At 70.8% G+C, this 26,992-nt stretch carries 30 protein-coding genes and 1 tRNA gene; 12 read left to right on the top strand and 19 right to left on the bottom strand.

What is annotated here, in order from left to right:
• Positions 1-55 precede the first annotated feature (55 nt).
• Both ACIA5D_RS30000 and ACIA5D_RS29995 read left to right on the top strand, forming a co-directional pair.
• Complete coding sequence (locus ACIA5D_RS30000; protein WP_396033655.1) at positions 56-2,515, top strand: helicase-associated domain-containing protein; 2,460 nt, start codon at positions 56-58, stop codon at positions 2,513-2,515.
• Positions 2,516-2,653: 138 nt separating this feature from the next.
• Positions 2,654-4,315, top strand: a complete 1,662-nt coding sequence (locus ACIA5D_RS29995) for a DNA repair helicase XPB (RefSeq protein WP_396033654.1) — start codon at positions 2,654-2,656, stop codon at positions 4,313-4,315.
• A 1-nt stretch (position 4,316) separates the two neighbouring features.
• On the opposite strand, the gene ACIA5D_RS29990 is transcribed toward ACIA5D_RS29995, so the two are convergent.
• From ACIA5D_RS29990 to ligD (ACIA5D_RS29970), 5 genes are read right to left on the bottom strand one after another with little or no spacing between them, the layout of a single operon-like run.
• A complete protein-coding gene (locus tag ACIA5D_RS29990) occupies positions 4,317-4,847 on the bottom strand; it encodes an HAAS signaling domain-containing protein (protein ID WP_396033653.1) in 531 nt (176 codons plus the stop codon).
• Positions 4,844-5,179 carry a PadR family transcriptional regulator gene (locus ACIA5D_RS29985; RefSeq protein WP_396033652.1) on the bottom strand — a complete coding sequence of 112 codons (336 nt, stop codon included), beginning with the start codon at positions 5,177-5,179 and terminating at the stop codon, positions 4,844-4,846. The genes ACIA5D_RS29990 and ACIA5D_RS29985 overlap by 4 nt, the downstream gene beginning before the upstream one ends.
• Before the next feature lie 3 nt (positions 5,180-5,182).
• Positions 5,183-5,668: a VanZ family protein gene (locus ACIA5D_RS29980; protein WP_396033651.1), complete on the bottom strand. Its 486-nt coding sequence runs from the start codon at positions 5,666-5,668 to the stop codon at positions 5,183-5,185.
• A 22-nt stretch (positions 5,669-5,690) separates the two neighbouring features.
• On the bottom strand, positions 5,691-6,602 hold the full coding sequence (gene ligD / locus ACIA5D_RS29975; protein ID WP_396033650.1) for a non-homologous end-joining DNA ligase: 912 nt from the start codon (positions 6,600-6,602) through the stop codon (positions 5,691-5,693).
• Positions 6,592-7,542, bottom strand: a complete 951-nt coding sequence (gene ligD, locus ACIA5D_RS29970) for a non-homologous end-joining DNA ligase (protein WP_396033648.1) — start codon at positions 7,540-7,542, stop codon at positions 6,592-6,594. The genes ligD (ACIA5D_RS29975) and ligD (ACIA5D_RS29970) overlap by 11 nt, the downstream gene beginning before the upstream one ends.
• An 89-nt stretch (positions 7,543-7,631) precedes the next feature.
• Here ligD (ACIA5D_RS29970) and ACIA5D_RS29965 point away from each other — a divergent pair, with 89 nt between their 5' ends.
• Genes ACIA5D_RS29965 through ACIA5D_RS29955 form a run of 3 tightly spaced genes read left to right on the top strand, consistent with a single transcriptional unit; the run spans position 7,632 to position 10,330 of the window.
• On the top strand, positions 7,632-8,507 hold the full coding sequence (locus ACIA5D_RS29965; protein WP_396033647.1) for a Ku protein: 876 nt from the start codon (positions 7,632-7,634) through the stop codon (positions 8,505-8,507).
• Positions 8,508-8,520: 13 nt separating this feature from the next.
• On the top strand, positions 8,521-9,006 hold the full coding sequence (locus ACIA5D_RS29960; RefSeq protein WP_396033646.1) for an NUDIX domain-containing protein: 486 nt from the start codon (positions 8,521-8,523) through the stop codon (positions 9,004-9,006).
• Positions 9,007-9,046: 40 nt separating this feature from the next.
• Positions 9,047-10,330, top strand: a complete 1,284-nt coding sequence (locus ACIA5D_RS29955; RefSeq protein WP_396033645.1) for an MFS transporter — start codon at positions 9,047-9,049, stop codon at positions 10,328-10,330.
• A 226-nt stretch (positions 10,331-10,556) separates the two neighbouring features.
• Here the strand turns inward: ACIA5D_RS29955 and ACIA5D_RS29950 are convergent, their stop codons facing one another.
• Positions 10,557-11,750, bottom strand: coding sequence for a DNA polymerase III subunit delta' (locus ACIA5D_RS29950; protein WP_396033644.1), 1,194 nt, complete (start codon positions 11,748-11,750; stop codon positions 10,557-10,559).
• 161 nt (positions 11,751-11,911) lie between these two features.
• On the opposite strand from ACIA5D_RS29950, the gene ACIA5D_RS29945 reads away from it, so the two are divergent.
• From ACIA5D_RS29945 to ACIA5D_RS29935, 3 genes are read left to right on the top strand one after another with little or no spacing between them, the layout of a single operon-like run.
• Positions 11,912-12,238, top strand: a complete 327-nt coding sequence (locus ACIA5D_RS29945; RefSeq protein ID WP_396033642.1) for a YbaB/EbfC family nucleoid-associated protein — start codon at positions 11,912-11,914, stop codon at positions 12,236-12,238.
• Position 12,239: 1 nt separating this feature from the next.
• Complete coding sequence (locus tag ACIA5D_RS29940) at positions 12,240-12,536, top strand: hypothetical protein (RefSeq protein ID WP_396033641.1); 297 nt, start codon at positions 12,240-12,242, stop codon at positions 12,534-12,536.
• Complete coding sequence (locus ACIA5D_RS29935) at positions 12,536-13,126, top strand: hypothetical protein (protein WP_396033640.1); 591 nt, start codon at positions 12,536-12,538, stop codon at positions 13,124-13,126. The genes ACIA5D_RS29940 and ACIA5D_RS29935 overlap by 1 nt, the downstream gene beginning before the upstream one ends.
• A 252-nt stretch (positions 13,127-13,378) precedes the next feature.
• On the opposite strand, the gene ACIA5D_RS29930 is transcribed toward ACIA5D_RS29935, so the two are convergent.
• Positions 13,379-15,052: a hypothetical protein gene (locus tag ACIA5D_RS29930; protein WP_396033639.1), complete on the bottom strand. Its 1,674-nt coding sequence runs from the start codon at positions 15,050-15,052 to the stop codon at positions 13,379-13,381.
• 170 nt (positions 15,053-15,222) lie between these two features.
• Between ACIA5D_RS29930 and ACIA5D_RS29925 the strand changes: the two genes are divergently transcribed.
• Entirely contained in the window at positions 15,223-16,059 is an 837-nt protein-coding gene (locus ACIA5D_RS29925) for a stage 0 sporulation family protein (protein WP_396033637.1), read from the top strand.
• Here the strand turns inward: ACIA5D_RS29925 and ACIA5D_RS29920 are convergent, their stop codons facing one another.
• The gene (locus ACIA5D_RS29920) at positions 16,060-17,781 is read right to left on the bottom strand and encodes a metallophosphoesterase (RefSeq protein WP_396033636.1); all 1,722 of its coding nucleotides are present in this window, start codon (positions 17,779-17,781) and stop codon (positions 16,060-16,062) included.
• A gap of 86 nt (positions 17,782-17,867) precedes the next feature.
• On the opposite strand from ACIA5D_RS29920, the gene ACIA5D_RS29915 reads away from it, so the two are divergent.
• Positions 17,868-17,941 (top strand) — tRNA-Thr (locus ACIA5D_RS29915).
• Between the two features lie 37 nt (positions 17,942-17,978).
• Here ACIA5D_RS29915 and ACIA5D_RS29910 read toward each other — a convergent pair.
• From ACIA5D_RS29910 to ACIA5D_RS29900, 3 genes are read right to left on the bottom strand one after another with little or no spacing between them, the layout of a single operon-like run.
• Positions 17,979-19,196: an MFS transporter gene (locus ACIA5D_RS29910; RefSeq protein WP_396033635.1), complete on the bottom strand. Its 1,218-nt coding sequence runs from the start codon at positions 19,194-19,196 to the stop codon at positions 17,979-17,981.
• Positions 19,193-19,777, bottom strand: coding sequence for a TetR/AcrR family transcriptional regulator (locus ACIA5D_RS29905; protein ID WP_396033634.1), 585 nt, complete (start codon positions 19,775-19,777; stop codon positions 19,193-19,195). The genes ACIA5D_RS29910 and ACIA5D_RS29905 overlap by 4 nt, the downstream gene beginning before the upstream one ends.
• Positions 19,774-20,340 carry a sugar O-acetyltransferase gene (locus ACIA5D_RS29900; RefSeq protein ID WP_396033633.1) on the bottom strand — a complete coding sequence of 189 codons (567 nt, stop codon included), beginning with the start codon at positions 20,338-20,340 and terminating at the stop codon, positions 19,774-19,776. The genes ACIA5D_RS29905 and ACIA5D_RS29900 overlap by 4 nt, the downstream gene beginning before the upstream one ends.
• Positions 20,341-20,403: 63 nt before the next feature.
• Between ACIA5D_RS29900 and ACIA5D_RS29895 the strand changes: the two genes are divergently transcribed.
• Positions 20,404-21,522 (top strand): geranylgeranyl reductase family protein, encoded by a 1,119-nt coding sequence (locus ACIA5D_RS29895; RefSeq protein WP_396033632.1) that lies wholly within the window; start codon positions 20,404-20,406, stop codon positions 21,520-21,522.
• A gap of 13 nt (positions 21,523-21,535) precedes the next feature.
• On the opposite strand, the gene ACIA5D_RS29890 is transcribed toward ACIA5D_RS29895, so the two are convergent.
• The 8 genes from ACIA5D_RS29890 to ACIA5D_RS29855 form a co-directional block, all read right to left on the bottom strand.
• Complete coding sequence (locus tag ACIA5D_RS29890) at positions 21,536-22,063, bottom strand: DUF6226 family protein (RefSeq protein ID WP_396033631.1); 528 nt, start codon at positions 22,061-22,063, stop codon at positions 21,536-21,538.
• Positions 22,064-22,133: 70 nt separating this feature from the next.
• Positions 22,134-22,340, bottom strand: a complete 207-nt coding sequence (locus ACIA5D_RS29885) for a DUF397 domain-containing protein (protein WP_396033630.1) — start codon at positions 22,338-22,340, stop codon at positions 22,134-22,136.
• A 170-nt stretch (positions 22,341-22,510) separates the two neighbouring features.
• Positions 22,511-23,383, bottom strand: coding sequence for a helix-turn-helix domain-containing protein (locus ACIA5D_RS29880; RefSeq protein WP_396033805.1), 873 nt, complete (start codon positions 23,381-23,383; stop codon positions 22,511-22,513).
• 184 nt (positions 23,384-23,567) lie between these two features.
• Positions 23,568-23,759 carry a DUF397 domain-containing protein gene (locus ACIA5D_RS29875; protein WP_396033629.1) on the bottom strand — a complete coding sequence of 64 codons (192 nt, stop codon included), beginning with the start codon at positions 23,757-23,759 and terminating at the stop codon, positions 23,568-23,570.
• Between the two features lie 88 nt (positions 23,760-23,847).
• Positions 23,848-24,222, bottom strand: coding sequence for a hypothetical protein (locus tag ACIA5D_RS29870; protein ID WP_396033628.1), 375 nt, complete (start codon positions 24,220-24,222; stop codon positions 23,848-23,850).
• Between the two features lie 156 nt (positions 24,223-24,378).
• The gene (locus ACIA5D_RS29865; protein WP_396033627.1) at positions 24,379-24,810 is read right to left on the bottom strand and encodes a DUF6232 family protein; all 432 of its coding nucleotides are present in this window, start codon (positions 24,808-24,810) and stop codon (positions 24,379-24,381) included.
• A 351-nt stretch (positions 24,811-25,161) separates the two neighbouring features.
• Entirely contained in the window at positions 25,162-25,338 is a 177-nt protein-coding gene (locus ACIA5D_RS29860; RefSeq protein WP_396033625.1) for a hypothetical protein, read from the bottom strand.
• Between the two features lie 120 nt (positions 25,339-25,458).
• Positions 25,459-25,905, bottom strand: coding sequence for a DUF6232 family protein (locus tag ACIA5D_RS29855; protein ID WP_396033624.1), 447 nt, complete (start codon positions 25,903-25,905; stop codon positions 25,459-25,461).
• 413 nt (positions 25,906-26,318) lie between these two features.
• Here ACIA5D_RS29855 and ACIA5D_RS29850 point away from each other — a divergent pair, with 413 nt between their 5' ends.
• Positions 26,319-26,777 (top strand): DUF2231 domain-containing protein, encoded by a 459-nt coding sequence (locus tag ACIA5D_RS29850; protein ID WP_396033623.1) that lies wholly within the window; start codon positions 26,319-26,321, stop codon positions 26,775-26,777.
• Positions 26,778-26,992 lie beyond the last annotated feature (215 nt).

The raw sequence follows: 26,992 nt of genomic DNA, 5'->3' as shown, positions 1-26,992 counted from the left end.
GGGCGCGTCGCCCGGCCACTCCAATATCGTCCCACGGCGGCTAGCGTTGAGAACGATGGCCACCACATTCGCCGATCAGCTCCGGTCGCTCACCGACGAGGCGCTGGGCGCGCTCCTGCAGCTGCGCCCCGACCTCGTCGTGCCCGTGCCCACCGACGTCTCCGCCCTCGCCGTGCGCGCCCAGTCGCGCGGCTCGGTCGCTCGCTGCCTCGACGGGCTGGACGAGTTCACCCTGCGCATCCTCGACGCGGCCCGGCTCAGCCGCTCCGCCGACACCGCGCTGACCTCGGTCGGCGCCATTCTCGAACTGACCGGCGGGGTCTCCGCCGACGACGTGCGGGCCGCCATCGACCGGCTGCGGGTGCGTTTCCTGCTGCACGGCACCGAGGACGACCTGGAGGTCGCCGGGGCGGTCGACGAGGTCACCTCGCCCTACCCGGCCGGCCTGGGCCGGCCCGCCGACTACCTCGACGCGCAGGCCGCCGCGCTCGTCGCCGACCGGGCCAAGCTGCGCCGCACCGTGCTGGCCGCGCCGCCCGCCAGCCGCGCGGTGCTCGACCGGCTGGCCGCCGGACCGCCCATCGGCGCACTGAGCAGAGACGGAACGGGCCGAGACGGAACGGGCCGCGACGCGATGGCCGAGCCGGTGCGCTGGCTCGTCGCGGAGCACGTGCTGGTGCCGATCAGCGAGGCCGGGCGGGCCCCGCGGCCGGACGGCGAGCTGGTCGAGCTGCCTCGCGAGGTGGGCATGCTGCTGCGCCGCGAGACCGGGCCGCTCGGCGTGCTGCGCCCGTTCCCGCCGCTGCCCGAGGGCGCCTCCCGCGACCCGAAGTCGGTCGACTCGGCCGGCGCCGGGCAGGTGATGGAGGCGGTCCGCAGCGCGGAGGCCCTGCTCGACACGCTCGCATCCGAGGCGGCGCCGGTGTTGCGCGCGGGCGGTCTCGGCGTGCGCGACCTGCGCCGGCTCGCCCGCGCCGCCGGCCTCGACGAGCCGGCGGCGGCGCTGCTGCTCGAGATCGTGCACGCGGCCGGCCTGCTCGGCGAGGCCGACGCGCACGGCTCCTCCCGCTCGGTGACGGTGAGCCGGGCCGCCGGCCCGGTCGACGAGATCTTCCTGCCCACCGGCGCGTACGACCTGTGGCGGGCGCTGAGCACCGCGCAGCGCTGGCACACGCTGGCCCGGGCCTGGCTGTCGCTGACCCGCCAGCCCGGCCTGATCGGCAGCCGCGACGACCGGGACCGGCCGATCAACGCGCTCGCCCCCGAGGCCGAGCGGTCCGGCGCGCCGCAGGCCCGGCGGGAGGCGCTGCTGGTGCTCGCCGACCTCTCCCCCGGCGTCGCGCCGACCGCCGACGAGGTGCTCGAGCTGCTGGCCTGGCAGGCGCCGCGGCGCGCCCGCGGCCGGGAGGCGGCCCACCTCGACGCCCTCTCGGGTGCGGCCCTGCTGGGTGTCACGGCGTTGGGCGCGCTGACCTCGTACGCGAGATTGGTCTTGGAAGACCCGGACGACGACACGGAAACCGACCCGCTCGGGGTGCGCGCGGCCGCCGCCCGGCAGGCCCGCGACTCGGTCCGCACGCTGGACGGCTTGCTTCCCGCCCCGGTCGACCACATCCTGGTCCAGGCCGACCTGTCGGTCGTGGTGCCCGGGCCGCCGGAGCCCGAGCTCGCGGCCGAGCTCGACGTAGTGGCCGAGCCCGAGTCGGCCGGCGGCGCGAGCGTGTTCCGGGTGACCGCCGCCAGCGTGCGACGGGCGCTGGACGTCGGGTACACGGCCAACGACCTGCATGCGCTGTTCAAGCGCCGCTCGCGGACGCCGGTGCCGCAGACGCTGACGTACATGATCGACGACGCCGCCCGGCGGCACGGTGGCCTGCGCTCCGGTTCGGCGGGTTCCTACCTGCGCAGCGACGACGAGGCACTGATCGCCGAGGTGCTGGCGGACAAGCGGCTGGCCGCGCTGGCGCTGCGACAGATCGCGCCGACCGTGCTGGTCAGCCCGGCCCAGGTGGCCCGGCTGTTGCTGCAGCTGCGCGACGCGGGGTTCGCCCCGGTCGCCGAAGATGCGGGCGGCGCGGCCGTGCTGTCGCGTCCCAAGGTGCGCCGTGCTCCCACCCGTACGCCATTGGCAGCGCGACTCTCCGACCAGGCCGGAACCCCCGTCCTTGCCGGTCCCCGGCTGGCCGGGGTCGTCGAGCAGATCCGCCGGGGCGACATCGCCACCCGCGCGGCACGGCGCGCCCCGGTCACCGTGCGCGCCGCGAACGGCCAGGCGGTGACCGGCCTCACTTCGGTGCAGCGGCACGGGGAGGCGATGGCGGTGCTCCAGCAGGCGGTCCGCGAGAAAGCGCGGGTGTGGGTCGGGTACGTCGACTCGCACGGCGCGACGCTGTCCCGGCTGGTCCGGCCGGTGTCGCTGAGCGCCGGCTACCTGCGCGCCGAGGACGAGCGCACCGAGACGCTGCACACTTTCGCCCTGCACCGGATCACCGCGGCGGTGCCGGACGAGGAGTGAGGGGGTCGCACGCCCCCGAGAAATCGCGCGACCCCGTATAACCAAACGCGAAGCTCGCCGGGCAGGTTGCATCGGCTGATCCTCGAAGATTTGGTCCCGTGGCAAACTGGAGGGTCGGCTATTGCTAGGGAGACTTGGGTGAGCAGCGGACCACTGATCGTGCAGTCGGACAAGACTCTCCTGCTCGAGGTCGACCATCCGGACGCGCAGGCGTGCCGGATGGCGATCGCGCCCTTCGCCGAGCTGGAGCGCTCCCCCGAGCATGTGCACACCTACCGGCTGACCCCGCTCGGGCTGTGGAACGCGCGGGCCGCCGGGCACGACGCCGAGAGCGTGGTCGACTCGCTGATCCGCTTCTCGCGCTACCCGGTGCCGAACGCGCTGCTGGTCGACGTCGCCGAGACGATGGACCGGTACGGCCGGCTCCAGCTGGCCAACGACCCGGTGCACGGCCTCGTGCTCCGCGGCCTCGACAAGATCGTGCTGATCGAGGTGGCGAAGTCCAAGAAGCTGGCCGGTATGCTCGGCGGCCGCGTCGACGACGAGACCATCGTGGTGCACCCGTCCGAGCGCGGCCGCCTCAAGCAGGCCCTTCTGAAGCTCGGCTGGCCGGCGGAAGACCTGGCCGGGTACGTCGACGGCGAGGCGCACGAGATAGCGCTGGCCGAGAACGGCTGGCACCTGCGCTCGTACCAGCAGGAGGCGGTCGACGGCTTCTGGGCCGGCGGCTCGGGCGTGGTCGTGCTGCCCTGTGGCGCCGGCAAGACGCTGGTCGGCGCGGCCGCCATGGCCACCGCCAAGGCCACCACGCTGATCCTGGTCACCAACACGGTGGCCGGACGGCAGTGGAAGCGGGAGCTGATCGCCCGCACCTCGCTGACCGAGGAGGAGATCGGCGAGTACTCGGGCGAGAAGAAGGAGATCCGCCCGGTCACCATCGCCACGTACCAGGTGCTCACCTCCCGCCGCGGCGGCGCCTTCACGCACCTCGACCTCTTCGGCGCCCGCGACTGGGGCCTGGTCATCTACGACGAGGTGCACCTGCTGCCCGCGCCGATCTTCCGGTTCACCGCCGACCTGCAGGCCCGCCGCCGGCTCGGGCTCACCGCCACGCTGGTGCGCGAGGACGGCCGCGAGGGCGACGTGTTCTCGCTGATCGGACCGAAGCGCTACGACGCGCCGTGGAAGGACATCGAGGCGCAGGGGTGGATCGCTCCGGCCGAGTGCGTCGAGGTACGGGTCACGCTCACCGACGCCGAGCGGATGTCGTACGCGGTGACCGAGGCCGAGGAGCGGTACCGCGTGGCCGCCACCGCGCGCACCAAGCTACCGGTCGTGAAGGCGCTGGTGAACCGGCACCCCGGCGAGCAGGTGCTGGTCATCGGCGGGTACATCGACCAGCTGCACCAGCTGGGCGAGTTCCTGGACGCGCCGATCGTGCAGGGCTCGACGACCAACAAGGAGCGGGAGAGGCTGTTCGACGCGTTCCGCGACGGCTCGGTGAAGACCCTGGTGATCTCCAAGGTGGGCAACTTCTCGATCGACCTGCCCGAGGCGGCGGTGGCGATCCAGGTGTCCGGCACGTTCGGCTCGCGGCAAGAGGAGGCGCAGCGGCTCGGCCGGGTGTTGCGGCCCAAGGCCGACGGCCGGCAGGCGCACTTCTACACGGTGGTCTCGCGCGACACGATCGACACCGAGTACGCCGCGCACCGCCAGCGGTTCCTGGCCGAGCAGGGGTACGCGTACACGATCGTGGACGCGGACGACGTGCTCGGCCCGCCCCTGCCACAGATCGACTGACCTATCCCGTCGCGGTCGGCACCGGCGCGTCAAGGGGCGTCGGCCCATCAAGGAGCGTCGGCGCCGCCGGGAGGGACATCTCGGGCGCCGGGGCCGCCGGGGTCGCGATCTCGGGCGCCGGCGCCGGATTCCCCTGCCGGGAGAAGGCGAAGAAGCCGGCGCAGAGCACCATCAGCACCAGGAAGCTGACGAAGCCGACGCCGATCACCGGCAAGACCCACGGCGCGCGTTCGCGACGCGGCGCCGGCGGCATGGGTGGCGCCATGCGGGGCGGCAACGGTGGCTCCACGACCGGGGGCAGTGGGCCGGCCTCCTCGTAGGCCGCGCGGGCCACGACCTCGGGGCTGCCGAGCCGCTCGAGCACCTCGATCAGCTCGGCCTCGCCCTGAAGGTTGCGCTCGACGCGCTCGTTCTCGATGTGCGCGGCCAGGTCGGCGAGGAGCTCGCGCCGCTGCAGCACGGGCAGCCCGGCCAGGCGCAGGTCAACCTCGCGCAGGTACTCGGCGACGACGTCGGTGTGCTGGGTCTTCATGCGGCCTCACCGGTTCCCACGAGACGGTCGACGGTCTGTCGAAACGAAACCCATTCGGTGCGGAAGTGCTCGAGCGCGGCCCGCCCGGCGGCGGTCAACCCGTAGTAACGGCGGGGCGGACCCGAGGGGGACTCCGCCCATTTGCTGTCGAGCCAGCCGACCCGGCGCAGCCGGGAGAGCAGCGGATAGATCGTGCCCTCGCTCGCGGCGAGGCCGGGCTCGTCGCCGAGCCGGCGCACGATCTCGGTGCCGTAGCGATCCTCTCGCTCGACCATGGCGAGCACGCAGAACTCGAGCGTTCCGCGGCGCAGGCTGGTCGCCAGATCTCCCATGCCTCACACAGTATCTTGCGACGCAAGGTAGCTCAATCCCACGCCGAGTGCCGCACCGACGGTGTTGTGCACGACATCGATGGCGTCCCCGCCCCGGCCGATCAGCGACTGCCAGACCTCGAGCAGGAAACTGAGCCCCGCGCACGACCCGATCACCAGCAGCGGTCGCCGCCAGAGCAGCGTGGCGAGCAGCCCGAGCGGCAGGAACAGGCCGATGTTGCACCAGCGCTCGATATTTCCTCCGAAGCCGCCGAAGACGTAGATCGGGTCCGCGAACTGACGAAGGTAGGGCGACACCCCCGACAACGTGGGGTGGAAGACCCGCGCGGTGGCCGTGGCAGCCAGAATCCCGCCGAACGTCAGCACGAAAAGCACACCGACCTTGCCGCGCCGCCGCCCGAGCGGCCAGGCCAGGAGCAGCGTCAGCGCCAGCACCGCCAGCGTGGCCGGCCGCGTCGCGACCGCCCAGGCAACCCCCGTGTCCACCATGGCCCGACCTAATCAAAGCGGGTCAATGTGGCGGCAGCACCGGCCCCGGCGTCAGCAGATCGGCCAGCAGGTCGCCGTGCTCCTCGATCCGGTCGAGGACCTCGTCGGCCCGGTAGTGGTGCGGTTCCTCCGACCCGGTGCCCACCGCCTCGACCTCGTCCCAGGTCAGCGGCGTCGACGCGGTCGGATACTCCTGCGCCCGCAGCGAGTACGGGGTGACCGTCGTCTTGGCCGCGGCGTTCTGACTCCAGTCGATGAAGACCTTGCCGGGCCGTACCGCCTTGGCCATCTTCGCGGTGATCGAGCCGGGCACCATGGCCGCCAGTTCCTCGGCGACCCGCTTCGCGTACCCCGAGACCGTCTCGGCGTCCTGCGTCCCCGAGATCGGGCAGCACAGCTGCATGCCCTTCTTCCCTGAGGTTTTCGGGTACGCCGCCACCCCGTCGTCGGCCAGCCGGTCGCGCATCAGCACCGCCACCGCGCTGCACTCCCGCAGCCCGGCCGGCGCGCCCGGATCGAGGTCGACCACGAGCAGGTCGGGGTCGGCGCCGATCCGCCACTGCGGCGTGTGCAGCTCCAGGGCGGCCAGATTGGCCAGCCAGACCAGCGTGGGGAGGTCGTCGACCACCACGAAGTCGATGGTCTCCCGGCTCATCGTGGACCCCGGCACGGGAAGCGTCTCGAGGCGCACCCACCCGGGCGTACCCCCCGGTTTGTTCTTCTCGAAGAAGTGGGCGCCCTCGACGCCGTTGGGATAGCGGATGCGGGTCACGGCCCGGCCGGCCAGATGCGGGAGGATCGCCGGCGCTACGCGCGTGTAGTAGTCGATGACCTCGCCCTTGGTGAAGCCCGCGGCCGGGTACATCAGCTTGTCGAGGTTGGAGAGCTCCAGGTCGCGCCCGTCGATCGTGACGGGGAACCGGTCAGGCGCCATCCTCGTCCTCCTCCGCGCATTCCTGCGGGCTCTTGTCGTCACGCAACCGCAGGAACCGCGGAAAGCGCAAGCGACCGTCCGGCGTCCGGTTGCCGTAGCGGACCTCGACCACGAGCTGCGGGTCCACCCAGTGGGCGCCCTTCGCATCCTCCCGCGGAACCACGCCCGGCGCGAACGGTGAATCCCGCCGGGCCAGCGGCTCCAGCCGGGCCAGCAGCGCCTTCTCGGCCACCGCGCCGATGCCGCCGCCGACCCGCCCGCGGAAAACCAGCCCCTCCTCGGTCGGCACCCCCACCAGCAGGCCGCCCAGCTTGCGCGCCCCCGACCGCCACCCGCCGATCACGTAGTCGCCGGTGCGGTCGAACTTCACCTTGACCCAGTCGGGCGAGCGGGTTCCGGGCAGGTAGACCGAGTCGGTGCGCTTGGCGACCACGCCCTCGAGGCTGTTCTCCCGGGCCGCGGCCTCGGTCGCCGGGCCGTCGCCGAACGAGGGCGGCACCATCCAGCGCGGACCGGCGAGCTCGAGCTCTTCGAGCTTCTCGCGCCGCGCGAGATACGGCAGGCCGGTGTAGTCGTTGCCGTCGTGATAAAGAAGATCGAAGATCATGTACGTGACGGGCAGGCTCGCCGCGAGCCGCGCCGCCCGCCCGCGCTCGCGTACGTGCATGCGCTCGGCCAGCGCCGTGAACGACGGCCGCCCGTTCGCGTCGAGCACCACCATCTCGCCGTCCAGCAGCGTGCCCTCCGGCAGGTGCAGGTCGGCGATCTCCGGGTACGCGGCAGTCACCATCGCTCCGGAGCGCGCGAACAGGTCGGGTGGGCCACCGGCGAACAGGGCGAGAACGCGTACCCCGTCCCACTTGAACTCGTAGCTCCAGCCCGGCCCGACCGGCAGCGCGCCCGTGGTGGCGAGCATCGGGGACAGCGGCGCACCGGGCACCCGATCACCATAGGCAGGAGAGAACACCTTACGCAGGCGTCTCAGTGATGCGATCCTGATCAGGGGATCTGACGAGGGGATATTTGGCCATGCGCGCGATTTGGAAGGGCGCGGTCTCGTTCGGCCTGGTGTCGATCGCCGTGAAGCTGTACTCCGCGACGGAGGAGAAGGACATCCGGTTCCACCAGGTGCACCGCACCGACGGGGGCCGGATCAAGTACCAGCGGACCTGCTCGGTCGACGGCGAGGTGGTCAGCTACGACGACATCGCCAAGGGATACGACATCGGCGGCGGCGAGATGGTCATCCTCACCGACGAGGACTTCGCCGACCTGCCGCTGACCACGTCCCGGGCGATCGACGTGCTGGAATTCGTTCCCGCCGACCAGATCGACCCGATCCTGTTCGCGAAGGCCTACTACCTCGAGCCCGAGGGGCAGGCCGCGAAGCCGTACGTGTTGCTGCGCGACGCCCTGCAGGACGCCGACCGCGTGGCGATCGTCAAGATCGCGCTGCGTCAGCGCGAGCAGCTGGCCACCCTGCGGGTGCACGAGGGCGTGCTGGTGCTCAACACGATGCTCTGGCCCGACGAGGTGCGGGCGCCGGAGTTCGGCTTCCTCGACGAGGACATCGAGACCCGGCCGGCCGAGCTGGCGATGGCTTCGTCGCTCATCGACTCGATGGCGGGCAGCTTCAAGCCGGACGAGTTCACCGACAACTACCGGGCCGCCCTGCAGGAGGTGATCGACGCCAAGGTCGAGGGGCGCGAGATCGTCCAGCCCGAGGAGGCCGAGGAGGCGCCGGCCGCCGCGATCGACCTGATGGCCGCCCTGAAGGCGTCGGTCGAGCGAGCCAAGAAGGCCCGCGGCGAAGAGGAGAAGCCGGCCAAAAAAGCCGCTCCCGCCAAGAAGGCCACGGCCAAAAAAGCCGCCCCGGCCAAGAAAGCGGCCAAGAAGTCGGCGTGACTAGAGTTGGCGCGTGGCACTGACGTGGGCTGAGTCTTATCTGGGCAAGGTACGGGCGAGCATCGGCGACACCGACACGATCCTCTTCGTCGGGGCTCGCGGCGTGATCATCGACGACCAGAACCGCCTGCTGCTGATCCAGCGCTCCGACAACCATCGATGGGCGATCCCCGCCGGCGCCATGGAGCTGGGCGAGAGCATGGAGGAGTGCGCGATCCGCGAGGTGTGGGAGGAGACCGGGCTACGGGCGACGTCGCTCACCCCGTTCGCCTTCTACAGCGCGTACACGTACACGAACGACTACGGGCACACCTACCAGCAGATCCTGATGAGCTTCCGGATCCACACCTGGGAAGGCGAGCTCCAGCGGCAGACCGAGGAGTCGGTCGACGCCGCCTTCTTCCCGCTCGACGCGCTGCCCGCGAAGTCGTTCGTGATCGACGAGACTCTCGACGATCTTGCATCCTTCGAGGCCACCGGCCGTATCGTGCTGAAATGACGTCGCGTCCCGGAGGCGCTGCCACGTAGCATCGCGCCACGTGAGCAAGCGCCTGGGGCTCGATCTGAGCCCGCTACGAACGTCCCGCGACTACCGCCTGGTCTTTCTGGGCGGGTCGGTGTCGGCTTTCGGGTCGTTCATCACGTACGTCACCATCCCGTACCAGGTGGCGAAGCTCACCGGCGACCCGCTGATGGTCGGCCTGCTGGGCGTCTGCGAACTGGTGCCCCTGCTGGTCATGGCGTTCGTGGGCGGCGCGCTCGCCGACTACGTCGACCGTCGGCTGCTGGTCCGCGGCGGCGAGCTGGGGCTGACCGTCCTCACCGGCGTCCTGCTGCTGAACGCCTTCTCCGACCGCCCGCACCTGTGGCTGCTCTACGTGATCGCCGCCCTGGCCGCCTGCCTGGACGGCCTGCAACGCCCCGCCGTCGAGGCCATGGTCCCCCGCCTGGTCGAGCCCGAGCAGCTGCCCGCCGTGATGTCGCTGCAGTCGCTGAGCATGCAGATCGCCCAGCTGGGCGGTCCGGCCCTGGCCGGGCTCCTGATCTCCGCGGTCGACCTGGCCTGGGTCTACGCCTTCGACCTGCTGACCTTCGCGGTCTCGCTGACCTGTCTGACCCTGGTCCGCGCCGTGCCACCGCCGCCCGCAGCCGACCGCCCGTCGATCCGCTCGGTCATCACCGGCCTGCGCTACGCCAAGTCCCGGCCCGAGCTCCTGGGCACGTACCTGGTCGACATCAACGCCATGTTCTTCGGCATGCCCCAGGCCCTCTACCCGTTCCTGGCGACCCAGTTGGGCGGCCCGAAAATCCTGGGCCTGCTCTACGCCGCCCCCTCGGTGGGCTCGCTGATCGCCACCCTCACCTCGGGCTGGACCGCCCGCACCCATCGCCACGGCCTGATGGTTCTCATCGCCGCGGCTTTCTGGGGCCTGGGAATCGTCGGCGTCGGCCTCTCCAACACGCTGTGGCTGACCCTCTTCTGCCTGGCCTTCGCCGGCGGCGCCGACATGATCTCCGGCATCTTCCGCTCGATCATGTGGAGCCAGACCATCCCCGATCACCTGCGCGGCCGCCTGGCCGGCATCGAGATGCTCTCGTACACCACCGGCCCACTCCTGGGCCAGCTCCGCTCGGGCTTCATGGCCCGCACCCGCCTGGGCGTCACCGGCTCGATCTGGGTGGGCGGCGTCCTGTGCATAGCCGGCACCATGGCTTTGGCCGCGGCCCTGCCGCGCTTCCTCCGCTACGACGGCAAGGACGGCCTGGCCGGCAAGAAGGCCGCCGACCAACAGTGGCTCGCCACCGCGAGCGACCGTGGATAGGCGTGGATAGGCGTGGATAGGCGCCCGCGGCCGGGTCAGTCCTGGCCTGAACGGCCTTGTCGAGCTCGGCTCCGGCCCGGCGCCACGCGAGATCACCCTGCTGCTCCGCGTCGGCCAGGCCGGGCGGCTGCAGCTCACGCGATGCGAAGTAGCCCGCGTTCGTGGTCCCCCACACGTTCAGCCAGCTTGCGACCTGATCGGTGGAGAACGGGACAGAACGGGCCGGTCAGCCGCGCCAGAGGGTGAGCATCATCGCCTCGACGGCGATGTCGGGCTTGACGTTCTGGTCGATAGCGTCGCGGCAGGCCAGAACGGCCTCGAGGCGGCGCAGGGTGCTCTCGGCCGTCCACTTGCCGGCGGCGGCCCCGGACTGCTGGGCCACGTCGGTGTGCACGATCGGGACCGGCGCCTTCAGCGTGGTGACCAGGACGTCGCGGTAGAAGCCGGCCAGGTCGACCAACGCCCGGTCGAGGGCGTCCCGCTTGGAACGGGTTGCCCGCGACCGCTGGCGCTTTTCCAGATCTTTCAGCTGGCCCGCGGCGCCGCGCATCGCTCCCGCCGCGCCCCGGCCGGTGCCGCCGGCGCCCAGGGCCTGTTCCAGGGCGGCGCGCTCGGCGGCGTCGGACTCGGCGACCGCTTCGGCGGCCTCGGCCTCGGCCGACTTGATCAGGGCGGAGGCGGCCTCGAAGCAGGCGCCGACGCCGGTCAGACGGCGCGGGACGGCCAGCACCGCGTCGCGCCGTCCGCGGGCCTCGTGGTCGTTGGCCAGGCGTTTCGCACGGCCGACGTGCCCCTGGGCGGCCGCCGCGGCCCACGAGGCGACATCGGGGGCGATGCCGTCGCGGCGAGCCAGGACCTCGGCGACGGCCGGGGCGGGCGGCTGGCGGAGGGTGATGACCCGGCAGCGGGAACGGATCGTCACCGAGATGTCGTCGGGGTGGGTGGACGGGGCGCACAGCAGGAAGACCGTGCGCGGCGGGGGTTCCTCGATCGCCTTGAGCAGGGCGTTGCCGGCCTGCTCGGTGAGCCGGTCGGCGTCTTCGATGACGACCACCTGCCAGCGGCCACCGGACGGGGCGCTGGCGGCCCGCAGCACCAGGGCACGCATCTCGTTGACGCCGATGGAGAGGCCCTCGGGGACGACGAAGCGCACGTCGGCGTGGGTGCCGCCGACCGCGGTGTGGCAGCCGTGGCACTCGCCGCAGCCGACGCCACCGCGCTCGCATTCCAGCGCCGCAGCGAAGGCGCGCGCGGCGACCGAGCGGCCGGAGCCGGGCGGGCCCGTGAAGATCCAGGCGTGGGTCATCGCGCCGGCCGCCACCTGCTCGCCGGCCACGACCCGGGCGGCGGCCTCGGCGGCGCGGCGCAGTGTCTCGACCGGCTCGTCCTGGCCCACCAGGTCAGCGAAGACGTCTGTCACGGCACCGATGGTATTGCGCGGGTCCGACAGTTCTTCATCGGCAGCCCCGAAACGGGTTATCCACAGAGGACAACCGGGCGTAGCGAAGGGGTGACCGTTCCGGGTACGGTCTGGTCCCGGAAAGCGACGGCGTGCTGACGCGCGGTGAGGAGCCTGGGGGAATGGCGCGCGAGATCGACGAGGCGTGGATCGACGATGCGATCGATCGATATCGGCGCCTTGATGAGTTGCGCGGTGAGTTCAAACAGGTCGTGGCGTCGCATTCCGTGTCGGTTCATTCGCCCGACGATTCGATCGAGGTAGTGGTCACGGCCCAGGGAGAGATCACCGATGTGCGCATCTCCGGCTCGCTACAGCAGCGGAGCGCCGAAGAGTTCGCCCGCGAGATCCAGGCCGTCGTGACCAAGGCCGCCGAGGCGGCCCGGTGGGCCCGGGCCAAGCTGCACGACGAGTTCTTCGGCAAGCTGCATCCCCTGAAAGAGGATTGAGATGGATCACCTCGCCGACCGGCTCGACCGGGCGGCCGACACGCTGGCCACGGTCGACCGCCGGCTGCCGGCACTGGCCGTCAAGGCATCCGCGTTCGGGGCCGACGACGCCGGCGTGCCGGGCCGCCTCGGTCGCGAGCTGCACGACCGATGGGCCGCCGTGCTCGAGGCGCGCGGGCGGGAGGCGGCCGACCTCGCGAGCCGGCTCGCCGAGGCGGCGGGTGCGGTGCGGGCGGCACAGCGGGCCTACGCCGAGACCGACGAGGGCGTGCGCCGGCGACTCGGCCGGGAGATCTGATGGATCGTCTCGACTCGGTGATCGCCGCCGCGGCGCCGCTGCTGACGCGGGTCGACGATCTGCTCGGCACGGCGGGGGCGCCGGCCGATCACGAGGTGTGGCGGCAGCTTCGACGGGTGAGGCTGCTGCCGGGCGACGCGGTGCGAACGGTGGCGGCGTTGCGGCCCGGCGAGTTCGACGACGCGGTAGAGCTGCTGCGGGCCGATGCGCGGTCCTGTGCCGATGTGGCCGCGGGACTGCCGCCGCCGGTCGCGTGGGAGGGCGAGGCCGCGGACGCCTATGCCGAACTGCGCGGGCGGGTGGCCGACCGGCTGAGCGGCGACGGCGAGAGCCTCGACGAGCGGCTGGAGGCCTCGGCCGATCTCGCCCAGGCGCTGATCGAGTGGATGACGAGGGCGCGGACCGACCTGGCGGTGGCGCTGGCCGCGGTGCTCGTGTCGGAAGAGGCGCTGGCGCTGGCGGCCGACGATGTGCCGGAAGCGGCCGCCGGGGTGGGCGCCTACGTGCTGCGGACGATCGCGGAACGCTACGCCGAGGCCGACGACCTGCTCCAGGCCTCCGTCGGACTGGCCGAGGCCATCCCGATGTAGGCCCGATGTACGGCGATGGACGCGAGCGCGGCGCCGCATTCGGGTTGGTTGCACCGAATGCGGCGCCGCGTCCTCCTGCACCCCCCGCAGGTAACGCCCACTCAACGCCATTCATCGACCGTTGTCTCGCCCTCGGGCGGGATCGGGACGCTCGGCGGAGCAGGACGGCACGACCGTCGATGCGGGCTCGGCCGTCAGGGGATCGACGGATGTCCATCTGGGCCATTTCGGTTCCGGCCCGGAGGTGATGCGTCAGGAGTGCGAGCGGCGCCGACGCTTGCCGGCGAGAACGGCGGCCGCGCCGGTGAGCAGCAGCGCGATGCCGCCCACGGCCAGTCCGGCGACTCCCGGACCGGTGATCGGCAGGCCACCGCCGGTGCCCGACATGTCGGCCGGAGCGGTGACGCGCTCCGGGGCGACCGCGGCCGCCTCCAGCAGGCCGATGGAGAGATCGAGCGAGGCCGCGGCGGGCTTGCTGCCGTACCCGGCCTTGGTGCGGTCGTCGGAGACCTCGCCGCCCTGGCCGATCGACACGTGAATCGCGGTGGCGCGGGCCGCGATGGCGCGGCCCTTCGTGGCGCGCCGGGCGCTGCCCAGCTCGATGTGCAGCCGCGTCCCGGCGGCCGGCGCCGACTCGCTGACCGGGTTGGGGGCGCTCACCGTCGGCAGGCTGGGCACATGCGGCAGCGGCAGCGGCCGGCTGGCCGGGCGCAGGTCACCGAGCCCCGCGGCGTCGAGCACCCCCGATTCGGCCGGCTGCCGATCCGGGCGAAGGGTCACGTCGGCCGACTCGCCGGCCGCGTCGAGACGCCTGGTCGCGATGCCGTCTCCGGAGATCTCGATCAGCGCCGGCCGGTACCGCACGTCACCGCCCTCGCTGCCCATGCTCGCCACCAGGGAAGGCGCCTTCAGCACGCGCAGGCGCACCCGTCCGCCCGCCAGGTCGACGCGTGCGGCGGTCACGGTGGCCGAGGCCACCGAGCGGGCACCGCCGGCGCGTCCCTCCAGCGCCGTCGTGCTCAGGGCCGCCGCCTTTTCCGGTACGCGCACCAGCGCGCTCTCCGGTCCGCCGAGGATGCCGGCGCCGTTCACCGCCGCTTGCGCGCGAGCCGTCTCCCCGGTCGCCCGGCCACAGGCCATCGCGGCGTCCCACCGGGCGTGGCCCGACAGCTCGCCCCGCCCGATCTTCAGCGGACCTACCGCGCCGGCGGAGGTGGAGCGGGTCAGCGGCTGGGCGTTGTCCGGCGGCGCCTGCTGGAGGATCGGCTCGGTCCAGGACGGCTCCCCGTCCGCCGTGCCGTCGAGGACGCGGGCCACCGCGGCCGACTTGACCTTGGAGGTGCCGACCATCGCCGTACGCGCCTCGCCCAGCCCGACATCGCTCAGCCGCGCCGTCTTCGCGTCGCCGGAGTCGCCCGGGGCCTCCGCGACGACGCTGCCGCCGCCCATTCCGCCGGTGCCGGTTCCGGTGTCCTCATCGAACTCGTCGTCGGCCGGATCGGCCTCCGCGTTGTCGGCGCGCGGCGCGGCGGACTCGCCGGTGGCCGCACGCGGAAGGATCGGGTTGTTCCTGGGCAGCAGCGGCTCGAGCAGCGCCGCTCCCGCCATGCCGATCCCCTCGCTCAGCGTGTCGCTGTCGTCGGGACTGTCCAGCGTCGGGTCGATGTTCCCGTCCGGAACCCGATCGGTGGCGCCCGCCGGGGGCGACGGCGGCTCCTGGTCCTCGTCCTCGGCCACCGGCCGCTCCTGCTCGCCGGCGCGTACCTCCAGCCGATCGATGCGGAGCAGTTCGGCACCGGACTGGGCCGCATAGCTCTCGGCCCGTTCGCAGGGCGCGGGAGCGCCGAAGGCGGGCAGTGGCGCGGCGACCGAACCGGCGAATCCGAGTGCTACGACACTGGCGGCCAGCGACCTGGCGGGCTTCATGGCAGTTCCCTCCCGAAGTGTTCCGCGATGGGCGGCGTCTACGGGTCTGCACAACGACGGTCGATCTGGGCGGTTGCGTGGTATCTATGCGACAACCCCAGCGGGTAGTTCAAAACCGGCATTTGGTACGGCTGATCTCGGTTCGGCGCGACCGTCGTAGGCTGGGGGCCATGGGCATGCTGTGCGCGGTCAGCTTCAACCGGTATGGCCGTCTCTACTACCTCGATCCGGGCGAGTTCTCGCCCCAGGTCGGCGACCGGGTGCTCGTGCCCACCGATGACGGCCCCGAGGTGGCGGAGTGCGTCTGGGCGGCGCAGTGGGTGGACGAGGACACGTCCGCGTTCCCCAAGGTCGCGGGCGTGGCGGCCGACGACGACCTGCGGCGCGACGAGCTGCTGCGCAAGCGCAAGGCCGAGGCCAAGGTCGCCGCGAAGAAGCTGATCAAGGCGCATGAACTGCCGATGAAGGTGGTCGCCGTCGACCACGTGCTCGATCAGAGCGGTTCCGGCGGCCCGCGCACGACGATCTATTTCACCGCGCCGCACCGGGTCGATTTCCGCTCACTCGTACGCGATCTCGGCGCGACCCTGCATTGCCGGGTCGAGCTGCGGCAGCTGTCGGCCCGCGATTCCGCCCGGGTGCAGGGCGGCATCGGCTCCTGCGGCCGCGACCTGTGCTGCGCGACCTTCCTCACCGACTTCGAGCCGGTCACCATCCGCATGGCCAAGGATCAGGACCTGCCGCTCAACCCGCTGCGCATCTCGGGCGCGTGCGGCCGCCTCATGTGCTGCCTCAAATACGAGCACCCTTTGTACCAAAAGTTCCAGGCGTCGGCCCCCGCCGTCGGCAGCCGGGTCACCACCCCCGAGGGCGACGGCCGGGTGGTCGCGCACAGCGTGCCGCGGGACGAGGTCGTGGTGCGGATGGACGCCGACGGGTCACGCTGCTCGTGCAGCCGCGCCGCGGTGTGCGGGCCGCGCCAGAGCCACGAGGAACGTTACAGCTGATCACCGCACCTGGATGGGCGGCTCGATCCTCCGCGCGACCAGCGGGGCGTCCGGCCGCAGCCACGAGCTTTGCGGTTCGGCCTCCGGGTCGGCCACCCACTTCTTGCAGATCTTGTCGATACCGATCGGGTGGATGGTCAGCGTTCCGTCGGCGGCGATGTGCATGCGCAGGAAGCTCTTGGCGTCCTCGATGCCCTGACCGGCGAACAGCTCGTTGACGTTCACCTGGAACTGCCCGGCGATCAGCAGGTAGAGCGCGCACAGCTGGGTCGACAGGAAACCGACGATCGGCAGGTACACGACCGCGGCCACCGCCAGCGGCGCCGGCCCCGTCCAGTTGTGCGGCGGCAGTTGCAGCCACACCCAGGCGCCGAGGATGGCCAGGCCGATCTGGGCGAGGCCGTGCCCCAGCCCGAACAGCCAGTGCCGGGCGTGATGGGTGAACGCAGCGCCCGGCGGCCGGGCGAACAGGACCGTGCCGGCCAGGATGATGAAGACCATCAGGCCGAGCGGGATCGTGAACAGCCGCTGGATGTTGCCGCCCTGGCTGGCCGCGCCGGCCATGGCGAGCATGGTCAGCGTCTGGATGATGCCGAGCATGGTGGCGAAGCCAGGGTTGCGCGCCGGCACCCGGCGGAAGACGCCCCAGCTCATCCGCCGGGAGGTGCCGGCGTCGGGGAAGCGGGTCTTCAGGTCGTATACCCGGCTGCGGCTCTTGCTTCGGGTCAGCGTCTCCTCGGGCGGGACGGTGAGCTGATCGGGCAGCTGGTGGGTGGCCAGCAGGTACGCGCCGCCGCCGCCACACGTGATCAGCTGCCGGTCGGGTCCGTCGTAGCGCGCGTAGTGGTGCAGGTCGCCGGAGACCAGCACCCGCACGTTCGCCCCGGTCGGCGCGAGGATGGTGCGGATGAAGTAGTCGGTCGCGTCGTACGCGTCAGGGTTTTCGGCCGCCTTCACCCACTTGGGAGACGGGGTCATCAGGATGATCCGGTCCTGCGGGCCGACGTGCCGGGCCGCCTTCTCGAAGTACAGCAGCTGCGGGTCGTCGATGTACGCCCCGAACTGCTCGTCCATCGCGAACAGCCACCAGTCCCCGGGCAGCTTGACCGCGAAGTACGACCGGCGCTGCTGGGTGCGCCAGCCGCCGATGTGGCCGTCCTTGCGGCGCGCGAACAGGCGCAGGAACGCGGTGAGGCCGTCGTACCAGTCGTGGTTGCCGGGCAGCGCGAACAGCGTCGGCCGTGGCTCGCCGACCGGCGGCTCGGGCAGGGCCGCCCGGTAGGGGCCCTTCATCCGGCTCTCGTACCCGTCGCCGCTGGCCAGTGGGTAGACCTGGTCGCCGCCCATCATCAGCAGCCGGCCGCGGGGTAGCTCGTCGCCGTCGACCGCGAGGCGCGGCTGGGCGAGCAGCCAGGCCACCGAGTACGTCGCGTGGAAGCCGTCGCCGAGGTCGGCCACGTAGTCGAGCCATATCTCGCCGTCCGCGGTCGCCGAGTGGTCGAACCACTCGCCGTCCAGCGAGTTCTGCAGCTCGCGCTTGTCGAGGTACGCCCCGAAGAGGACCGCCAGCAGCGCACGTAGCCCGGTGCTGAGCAGCAGCAGCGGCGCGAGCCAGCCCACCGAGCGCTGCGGGGTGAATCCGAGCTCCTTGGGATCCATGCTGCGCGGGCGGGGCGGCACGACGGGCTCCGCCTCGGCGGGCCGGGAGTGATCGTCGGTCACGCCTGGCACAGTAGTCCCGCGGGCCGACACGATGCAGCGCCCGGGTCCGGACGGCAGGGACGGATACCGTACACTTATCCCTCGTTGCCGCCTTAGCTCAGTCGGCTAGAGCGACGCACTCGTAATGCGTAGGTCGACGGTTCGATTCCGTCAGGCGGCTCCGCGAAAGGCCCAGGTCACCGACCTGGGCCTTTCTGTCATCTCCCCGCTTTGAGCGGCTTGATCGAGGTGGCCAGGGCCATCGCCACCACCAGCAGCACCATCACGGCGAGCAGGGCCTTGAGCACCGTGAAGTGGTCGCCGAGAAAGCCGATCAGCGGCGGCCCGCCGAGGAAGGCGCAGTATCCGATCGTCGCCACCACGCTCACCCGCGGCGCGGCGTGCGCCGGGTCGTCGGCGGCCGCGCTCATGCCGACCGGGAAGCCCAGCGACGCCCCGAAGCCCCACAGCAGCGCCCCGGCGAAGGCCACCGCCGGCCACGGCCCGAAGACGAACAGGGCCAGCCCGGCGATGCTCACCACCGCGAGGACCCGCACGACCGGCACCCGGCCGTAGCGGTCGAGCCAGCCCGGCCCGAACCAGCGGCCGACCGTCATCGCCGCCAGGAACACGGCGAACGCCAAGGTGCCGACGGTGGCGGGCACCCCGTAGCCGTCGATCATCGCGACGCTGATCCAGTCGATGCCGACGCCCTCGGTGAAGGCGAACGCCAGCACGAACAGGCCGATCAGCACGGTCCGCGGCTCCCGCCAGGTGGCGAGCGTGCGGCGCAGCCGGCTGGACGGCGCGGCCACGGCGTGGGCGGGCTCGTCGGGTACGACGTCCGCGGGGTCCTCGTCCGGCCCGAACGACCGCACCGAGGCGATCACCACGACCGCGACCACCACGGCGACGATCAGCAGGTGGACGGTGACGGAGAGGTGCAACGCCACCGCGAGGGCGCCGACCAGCGCGCCCGCCACGGTCCCGACGCTGAAGCCGGCATGGAAGCGCGGCATGATCGCTTTCCCGAGCCGCCGCTCGACGACCGCGCCCTGCACGTTCATCGCGACGTCCCAGGCGCCGGTGGCGAAGCCCAGGCAGAACAGCGCGAGCACCACCGGCAGCACCCCGAGCTGGTAGCCGAGGGCCACACCGGAGATCGCGATCCAGAGGATCACCGCCATCACGGTGACCGTTCGCCGCGAGCCGAAGTGGGCGACGATCTGCCCGGCGAGCGGCAGCGCCACGATCGAGCCGGCCGCGATGGCGAGCAGCACGAAGCCGAGCCGCGACGGCGTCAGCGACAGCTCGTCGCGAACCTGCGGGATCCGCGACGCCCAGCTCGCCCCGGCGAAGCCGAGCATGATGAAGGCGGCGTACACGGCCCGGGTCGCCTGCCGGACCGGCGTCGCGACCATCTCGACGGTGCTCATCGGCCGGCCTCCAACGGTCGAGTCTCCAGCAGGCGGGCGACGATCGCGCGGGTGTCGGCGCGGTCGGAGGTGGCGGTCGAGAGCGTCAGATGCATCACCATGCCCTCGATCTGGGCGTCCACACCCCGGGCCGTCACCGGATCGACGAACCGCTCGAGCACCGTGCGTGACCGCCGCATCCAGGACTCGGTCACGTTCCGGAGCGCGGGCTCGCGCAGGGCGGCGAGATAGAGCTCGTACGCGACGACCCAGTCCCGCGAATCCATGCCCGCCCCGCCGTGGATCAGATCGGTCACGGCATCGAGGAAACCCTCGTGATCGCGTACGTCCGCGAAGCGCGCCTCGTAGAGCGGCGACATCCGCTCGGCGTGCCGCTGGAAGGCCTGCGCCAGCAGGTCGTCCAGGCCCTCGAAGTGGTAGGTGAGCGAGCCGAGCGGCACGTCCGCGGCGGCCGCGATCCGGCGCATGGTGGTGCCCGCGACGCCGTGCGCGGCGACGACGTCGATGGCCGCGTCCACGATCCGGCTCTTGCGGTCGGGGTCGTACCGTCGCGGCGACCGCGCCACGGGAATGGCCGTCACGGCTCCACCTGCCGGATCACCCGGGCCGGGTTGCCGACCGCGACCACGCCGGGTGGCAGGTCGCGCGTCACCACCGCGCCGGCGCCGACCACCGTGTTGTCACCGATCGTCACCCCCGGCAGGACGATCGCGCCGCCGCCGAGCCACACGTTGTGACCGATGGTGATCGGCTTGGCCGCCTCCCACTTGTCGCGGCGCGGACCGGCGGCGACCGGGTGCAGCGCCGTGAGCAGCTGCACGCCGGGGCCGACCTGCACGTCGTCGCCGACGGTCACCCGGGCCACGTCGAGGCTGATCAGCCCGAAGTTGGCGAACGTGCGGGCGCCGATGAACGTCTGGTAGCCATAGTCGCAGCGGAACGGCGGCCGAATCTCGCTGTCCTCGCCGAACGCGCCGAGCAGCGTCGTCAACAGCTCCCGCCGCAACGAACGGTCGTTCGGGTCGGCGGTGTTGAGCTGGTGGGTCAGCGCCATGGCGCGCTCCGCGTCGCGGGCGAGGCCGGGGTCGTCGGCGATGTACAGCTCGCCGGCGAGCATCCGCTCCCGCATGGTCCGAGTGTCCATGCGTACGATCGTACACAGCATATGTACGCCCGTACACAACCCGCCTGACTAGACTCTCCGCTCGTGATCTGGGATGTCGCTGTGGTCGGGGCCGGCCCCGCCGGACTGGCCGCCGCACACGCCGCGGCCACCGCCGGCGCTCGCACGATCGTGCTGGAACGCGCGACCCACCCGCGCTACAAGACCTGCGGCGGCGGCCTGATCGGCACGTCCCTCGCGATCGCCGAATCCCGCCTCGACACCGTCCCGGGCCGCGACACGATCGACGCGGTCACCTTCACCCGGGGCGGGCGGCGCACCTTCACCAGACACGCCCGCGGCGGCCCGCTGCTGACCATGGTCCGCCGCGACGACTTCGACCACGCCTGGTACGAGGCGGCCGTCAAGGCCGGCGCCACCGTCCGCCAGGAGTCCCAGGTCAAGTCGCTGGCTCAGGGCGACGAGACGGCGACCGTGACCCTCAACGGCGGCGAGGAGGTCGTCGCCGCGACGGTGATCGGGGCCGACGGCTCGGCCGGGATCACGTCCCGCCACGTCGGCGTGACCTTCGACCAGCAAGATCTCGGCCTCGAGCTGGAACTGGCCGCCACCGAACAGGACCGCCGCGACTGGCGCGGCCGGGTGCTGCTCGACTGGGGCCCGTTCCCCGGCTCGTACGGATGGGTCTTTCCCAAGGATGACCAGCTCACGGTCGGCGTCATCATGACCAAGGGGCACGGCGCCGAGACCAAGCGGTATCTGCGCGACTTCGTGGCCCAGCTCGGCCTCGCCGACCGTCACGTGGTGCGCGACTCGGGCCACCTGACCCGCTGCCGCCGCCCGGACTCGCCGCTGCGCAACGGCCGGGTGATCGTCGCGGGCGACGCGGCCGGCCTGCTCGAGCCGTGGACCCGGGAGGGGATCAGCTACGCGCTGCGCTCCGGCTCGTGGGCCGGCGCCGCGGCCGCGTCCGGCGACCTCGCCGCCTACGAACGCCAGGTCGAAAAGGAGCTCGTCCCGGAGATGGCCGCCGGTCGCCGGCTGCTCGCCCTCCAGATGAGGCGTCCGATGCTGATCCACGCCGCCATGGCGATGCCGGTCGGCTGGCGCGCGTTCGAGATGTTCTGCCGCGGCCGGCTGGCGATGGCGAGCGTCATCGACCGCCCGGTCATCCACGCGGCGGTCAAGTTCCTGGGCGCATAGGGCGCGCGCGGTCCTAGATGCACAGGCGACGCGGCCACGGCGCCCACTGCACCGGCGCGGCGAACCCGCCACGCCGGGCATCTCGGGCGTCGCGGCTGGTCAGCGGCCCCTCGCGCCGCGCGCTGAGCCCGACGCCGATCAGCCGGGTCTCGAACCAGGACCCGCCGACCCCGCGGCGCACGCGTTCCCACAGCCCGCCCTCGATCAGCGCGCCGACCTGGCCGCGCAGGACCCCGATGAGCTCGGCCGGCTCCTCGGCGCAGGCCTCGCACCCGCAGGCCGGCAGCGTCTCGACCCACCAGCGGCCGAGTCGCACCAACAAACCCGGAAAGTCGGTGAAGGCGACGGCGAGTGGCCCCGCCGCCGGCGTACGCGGAATGAGCCGCACCATGCGCACCAGGGCCTCCTCGGCCCCCAGCAGCTCCTTGCTCTCCCGTCGCTCCACCATGTAGCGCTCGTGCAGGTCGTCGAGCAGCGTCTCGGCCGCGTCGTGCAAGACCGCGAAACGCCCGGTGTCGGTTGCGTGCGGGAAGGCCCTCACCTGCGCCAGTATGCCCCGTTCGGCCGGGGGCGGCGGCCGGTACACGGGAGCTTGGCGAATGATGAAGGACTCAGAAGCGGAACTCGCCGCCCTCGACCCCCTGGACGAAGGCGACCCATTCCTCGGCGGTGAAAGACAGCGTCGGTCCGTCCGGGACCTTCGAGTCGCGCACCAGGATTTGGCCATCGACCTTGGCAACCTCGACGCAGGAACCGTTGCCGCACCGCGATGATCGTTGCCACTGCGTGTGTTTCACTGGCCTGTTCAATTTCTGCACCTCCAGACGATGCCCGCCATCCACGGTAAGGGAGCATCGGAAGACCATGCAGAAGTTCACATGAGTGAATATGTACCTATGTCTCATTCATCCCCGAGTAAGCGAATTGTCAGTCGCCCTTAACGCCCGACTCAGGTGTTATGTCGTATTTTCCGGCGTCCCACCGGCGCTTACGACGTGGCGCGAAGCTGCTCTTCGAGGGCTTTCACGCGATCGGCGATGAAATCGAGCGTCTCGTCCTCGGTGGCCGCGGCGTTCCAGATCTTGTCGAAGCGGTCGTGGTATCGGTGGACCGAGCGGTCATCGACGATCTCGTCCTGCAGTCCCGTCTCCACGTACAGCACCTCGTTGCGCTCCCCTTCCTTCCCCGATTCGAGGGTCAGGAGGTCGAACGTGGCGTTGTTCGTCACCGTGTAGCCGCTGTCGAACCGGAGCACCCGCAGCTTGATCTTCTCGGCGGCCATGAGGTCGTGCAGGTCCTGGAGCTGCTCGAGGAAGACCTCCGGCCCGCCGATCGGCCGGCGGAGCACCGACTCGTCGAGCAGGGCGTAAATGCTGAGTCCGTTGCCGAGCCGGGCCAGAACGACCTCGCGGCGCCGCTCCCGCGCCTCGGCGCGCAGCCGGCGCGTATCCGGCAGGATGTCGTTCTCGTCGAAGTTGGCCAGGTTGGCCGATGTGTACGCCGGCACCTGAAGCGGACCGGGCATGTAGTACACCTGGTAATACCGGATCTCCACCGCCTCGGCCTCGAACTCGACCAGGCGAAGCATGGCGCTGGTCATGTGTTCCTTGACGCCGGGCTTCTGATACCACTCGCCCCGAGGCCGCTTACGCGCGATCTTGGTGAGCTCGAGCAGCTCGTTGATGGTGGTGCGGTCCTTGACTTTGAGGAAGGTCAGGAGCGGACGAAGATCATTCGGCGCGATGCTGACATCACCGTTCTCGATCCGAATGACCTTGCTGAGGGACCACTCCATAGCCTCGGCCACCTGCGGCTGAGTCACATTGGCGCGGTCGCGGGCATCACGTATCGCCAGGCGCACCTTATAGCGCGCGATCGTCGGCGAAACGTCGTCAGCCACAGCTCCTCGTCAATCCCCTCGTCGCCACCCGGTGATCAGTAATGGCATCATGCTATACACCGTCGCACCGAAACGACACCTCAGAACGGCCCGCGGCGGGGTGGGCGAATGCGGCACCCCGCACGCGAGCCGATAGTGAGTCGTCTTAGTTGAACTCCCCTGCTTTGACACCCTTCACGAAGGCAACCCACTCGTCGGTGGTGAAGGCGAGCGGCGCGGCCAGCGGGTTCTTGGAATCACGAACGAGAACAGCGTCCGTGGTCTGCGCGACCTCGACGCATGCGCTGCTGCCGCAGTAGCTGCTCTTCTGCCACTGTGGCATCTGATCGGTGTTCACTTGAGCCTGACCTTCCGAGTCGGCGGTGTTATCGCGTGCTAGAACCTTGCGATCCCTGGAATGGTTACGATGCTGTCGTCATCCCAACTCATTTTGACCCGCCTCCAGACAAAGAGATCGTGTCGTCTTTCCTATCGGCTGTGTTCCAGAGCTTTTGATAACGATCATTATGGCGCGCGAACAACCCGATCGCGGCAGCCTTTCCGATCGCGGCATCCTCGAGAATTACGTGCGGTGCCCCGGCGGCGCGATCGGCCGCGCTCATAGCCCGGGCGACCGCGCCGGCCCGCTCAAGGCTGCTGTGCAGCCGAGCCGCCGAACCCACACCTCGAGGAGGGCATCCCATAGGCGTGCGCAGCATCGAGCGCACGCGACGTCGCGCACCAGTGGGCGAGTCAACCTCAGCCATGAGGTCCTTCAGCGTCAGAAGATGATGTTGGGAACGACCGATAACCTGCGACATCGCTGGATGCCAAGATGCATCCAGCGAGGTCGCGCGATAGCTTACTTACCGTCGTACCAGATGGGAAATCCACATACGGCGGTTCGAGAAATTTAGACCCTGTCATTGCGTCACTAAATCTTGACGGGCTGCCATCGTTCCTGGTAGGCCGCGTTGCTAACCGGCCACCAGCCCGTACGACTGCCGGTGCGCACGTCGCTCGATCGTGCGCCGTAACGCGCGCGTCACCTGATTGAAGATGCGCGGGTCGGGCGAGGTGTACACGGTGACGTCCTCGGCGCGGTACCGCGCCCGGATCTCCCAGGCGTGCCCGGCGCCCCGGCGCCGCAGCGCGAACAGGGCGACCGCGACGATCGCAACGACCAGCGGCGTGGCCGCCAGGGCGCCGAACTTGAGTCCGGCGACGACCGCCAGGATGAGCAAACCAAAGCCCAACGCGAGCTCCACCCCGGATGGTCCGCCGGCGACGGTGCGCTCCAGACGGACGTCGTCCAGGTCATCGATGGCAAAGATCTTGACGGCCGGGCTCTGCCAGACGAAGTGGGTGTCGGTGATGACGGCATCGGGTCCGCGATAGTAGGTACGCATTTCCGTCTTCCCCCTCTGATCCCCAGTGGAAATCCGGCGAGGAAGGAGGAGCGGGCCGCCGATGCGACTCAGAGAGAATTCCCACCTCGCTTGACCGGGCGGTCATTCCCGTAGAGGGAAAACGGCACCTGGTTGCCGCCAGGTGCCGTTCTGGATCTCCCCTCCGAAATCCGCCCTCCGGACTGTCTGAGTTGAGTACAGCATGGCCACCAGTCTTCCCGCTACCGTTCAACCTGCCATCTAGCAGACTGCGCACAAGCCGATCCGGCCGGATCAGCATTTCCGCAGGTCAGGCGCGAAGGAGCGTCGAGGCGTGGCACGAAGCGGCCGGCGTCTCGCCCAGCAGTCGGCTCAGGATTGAACCGAGTTGACGATCAGGAACTCCAGGGTGCAGCTGCTGCCGAGCACGGCCAGGCCCGCCACCGCGGCCCGGTACCGGCCGACGCCCTGGGCGTCCGTGATGATGTAGCAGATGAGGCCGAGAATGATGGAGATGAGCACCAGGATTACCGCTACATAGGGCTTCATGTCGTTCTCCGGGTCGAGCCGTTTTGCTGTTCTCTTTGGGGTGCGGTTGCGAGATTGAGCCCTGAGTGGCACACATCCTACTCATCCGACAATCCGGTCACGTCCGAAACGACGGAAACGTCACGCGGCAGCGGCGCCATTCGTGTGCGGCGGCCACTCGTGCTCGGCCTCGATCGCCCGGCGCAGCGCCCGGCCGACCTGGTTGAACACCCGGGCATCGGTCGAGGCGTAGAGCGTGACTTCCCGCCCTCGATAGGTCGCGCGCAGCTCCCAGCGTCGGGGCCGGTGCTGGGACACCGCCGCGAAGACCACGCCGGCCGCGCAGGCCGAGACCACGATGGCGACCGCGACCAGCACGCCACCGGCCCCCGAGACGGCCGCCGCCGCGACCAGGGCGGCCGCGGCGGCGGGAAGAATGACGACCCCGGGGCGTACGCCCTCCGGTTCGCCGGGCGCGATGCCGACATCGCGCAGGTCACGGATCGCGAATCGTCCGGGCGATGGTCCGTGCCGGACGAAGAGCTCGCTGGTCACGACGACGTCAGGCGCACGGTAGTAGATGCGCATGGCGAACTCCCTCCCCTGGCTGTCTTGCGAGTCAGGGATATGCGAGCCACCATTGGCAAAGAGAGAATTCCCCGCCTCGCTCGTGTCGCTGATCTTTTGTCGAGTCTCGACGAACCAGTCTCGACGACGGAGCTCTAGAGGTGACAACGGCACCCGGTTGCCGCCGGGTGCCGTTGCGGTGTCTCCCCTGCCGACTCCGCCCTTGTTGCTCTACTGGTAGTAGAGCACGCCACCCGGCTGTCCGCTACTAATCAACCTGCCATGTTGCAGATTGCGTACAAGCCGAGTATCGGGGAGTAGTACGCGTCACTCCTGCCCTTCTGCGGCGTTTCATTGACGTATGCACCGGGTAGGCCTCACACGGATGCCACGACGAACCTACGATTTACGCAGGTAGGAAGGGCGATGACCGCATGGAGAGCCGCCTGAGCATCGCGGGTCAAGCGGTGCAACCCATCCTGGTGATGTTCCCGCTGGGACTGTTCACGATGGCCGTCATCTTCGACGTCGCGAACCTGCTCGGTGGTCCGAGCATGCTCGGCGCGCTGGCGTACTGGAACATCGTGGCCGGCCTGGCCGGCGGGTTCCTCGCGATGGTGGCCGGCGCGATCGACCTCGCCTTCGTCCGCCGCCCGGTGGCGAAGCGCATCGGCGTGCTTCGCGTCCTGGTCAACATGGGCGTACTGGTGCTGTTCGCCGTGATCCTCATGGTCCGCGTCGGCAACGACGACCGGGCCGCCGGCTTCGGTCTGCTGCTCATCGAGCTGCTGGCGCTGTCCATCTCCGGCTTCGGGCTCTGGTTCGGCGGCGAACTGGCCAACGGCCGCACCCCCGCCTTCGCCAAGGCCGCCGTCGGAAATCGCGGCTATTAGAAAGAGCATTTCACGGGTACGAGCAGCGAATAGTCCACGAGGCGCACCGCACGGCCGGTGCGCCTCGCGCTATGTGCGGCGACTGCCGGGCTGACCCGTCGGGGCGTTTCGGGCCCGCGGGCTCCGCCCGCATCGCCCCGTCCTTCATCCGGCAGGGGTGATCCCCGCTTCGCGCGGGTACCCGACCCTGGTCCCGACACTGACGCTCGGGAGGG

The organism is Actinoplanes sp. NPDC051513 (assembly GCF_044454685.1).
Taxonomy (GTDB): domain Bacteria; phylum Actinomycetota; class Actinomycetes; order Mycobacteriales; family Micromonosporaceae; genus Actinoplanes.
The sequence above is the reverse complement of the archived record's forward strand: the minus strand, read 5'-3'. Positions and strand labels throughout refer to the sequence as shown.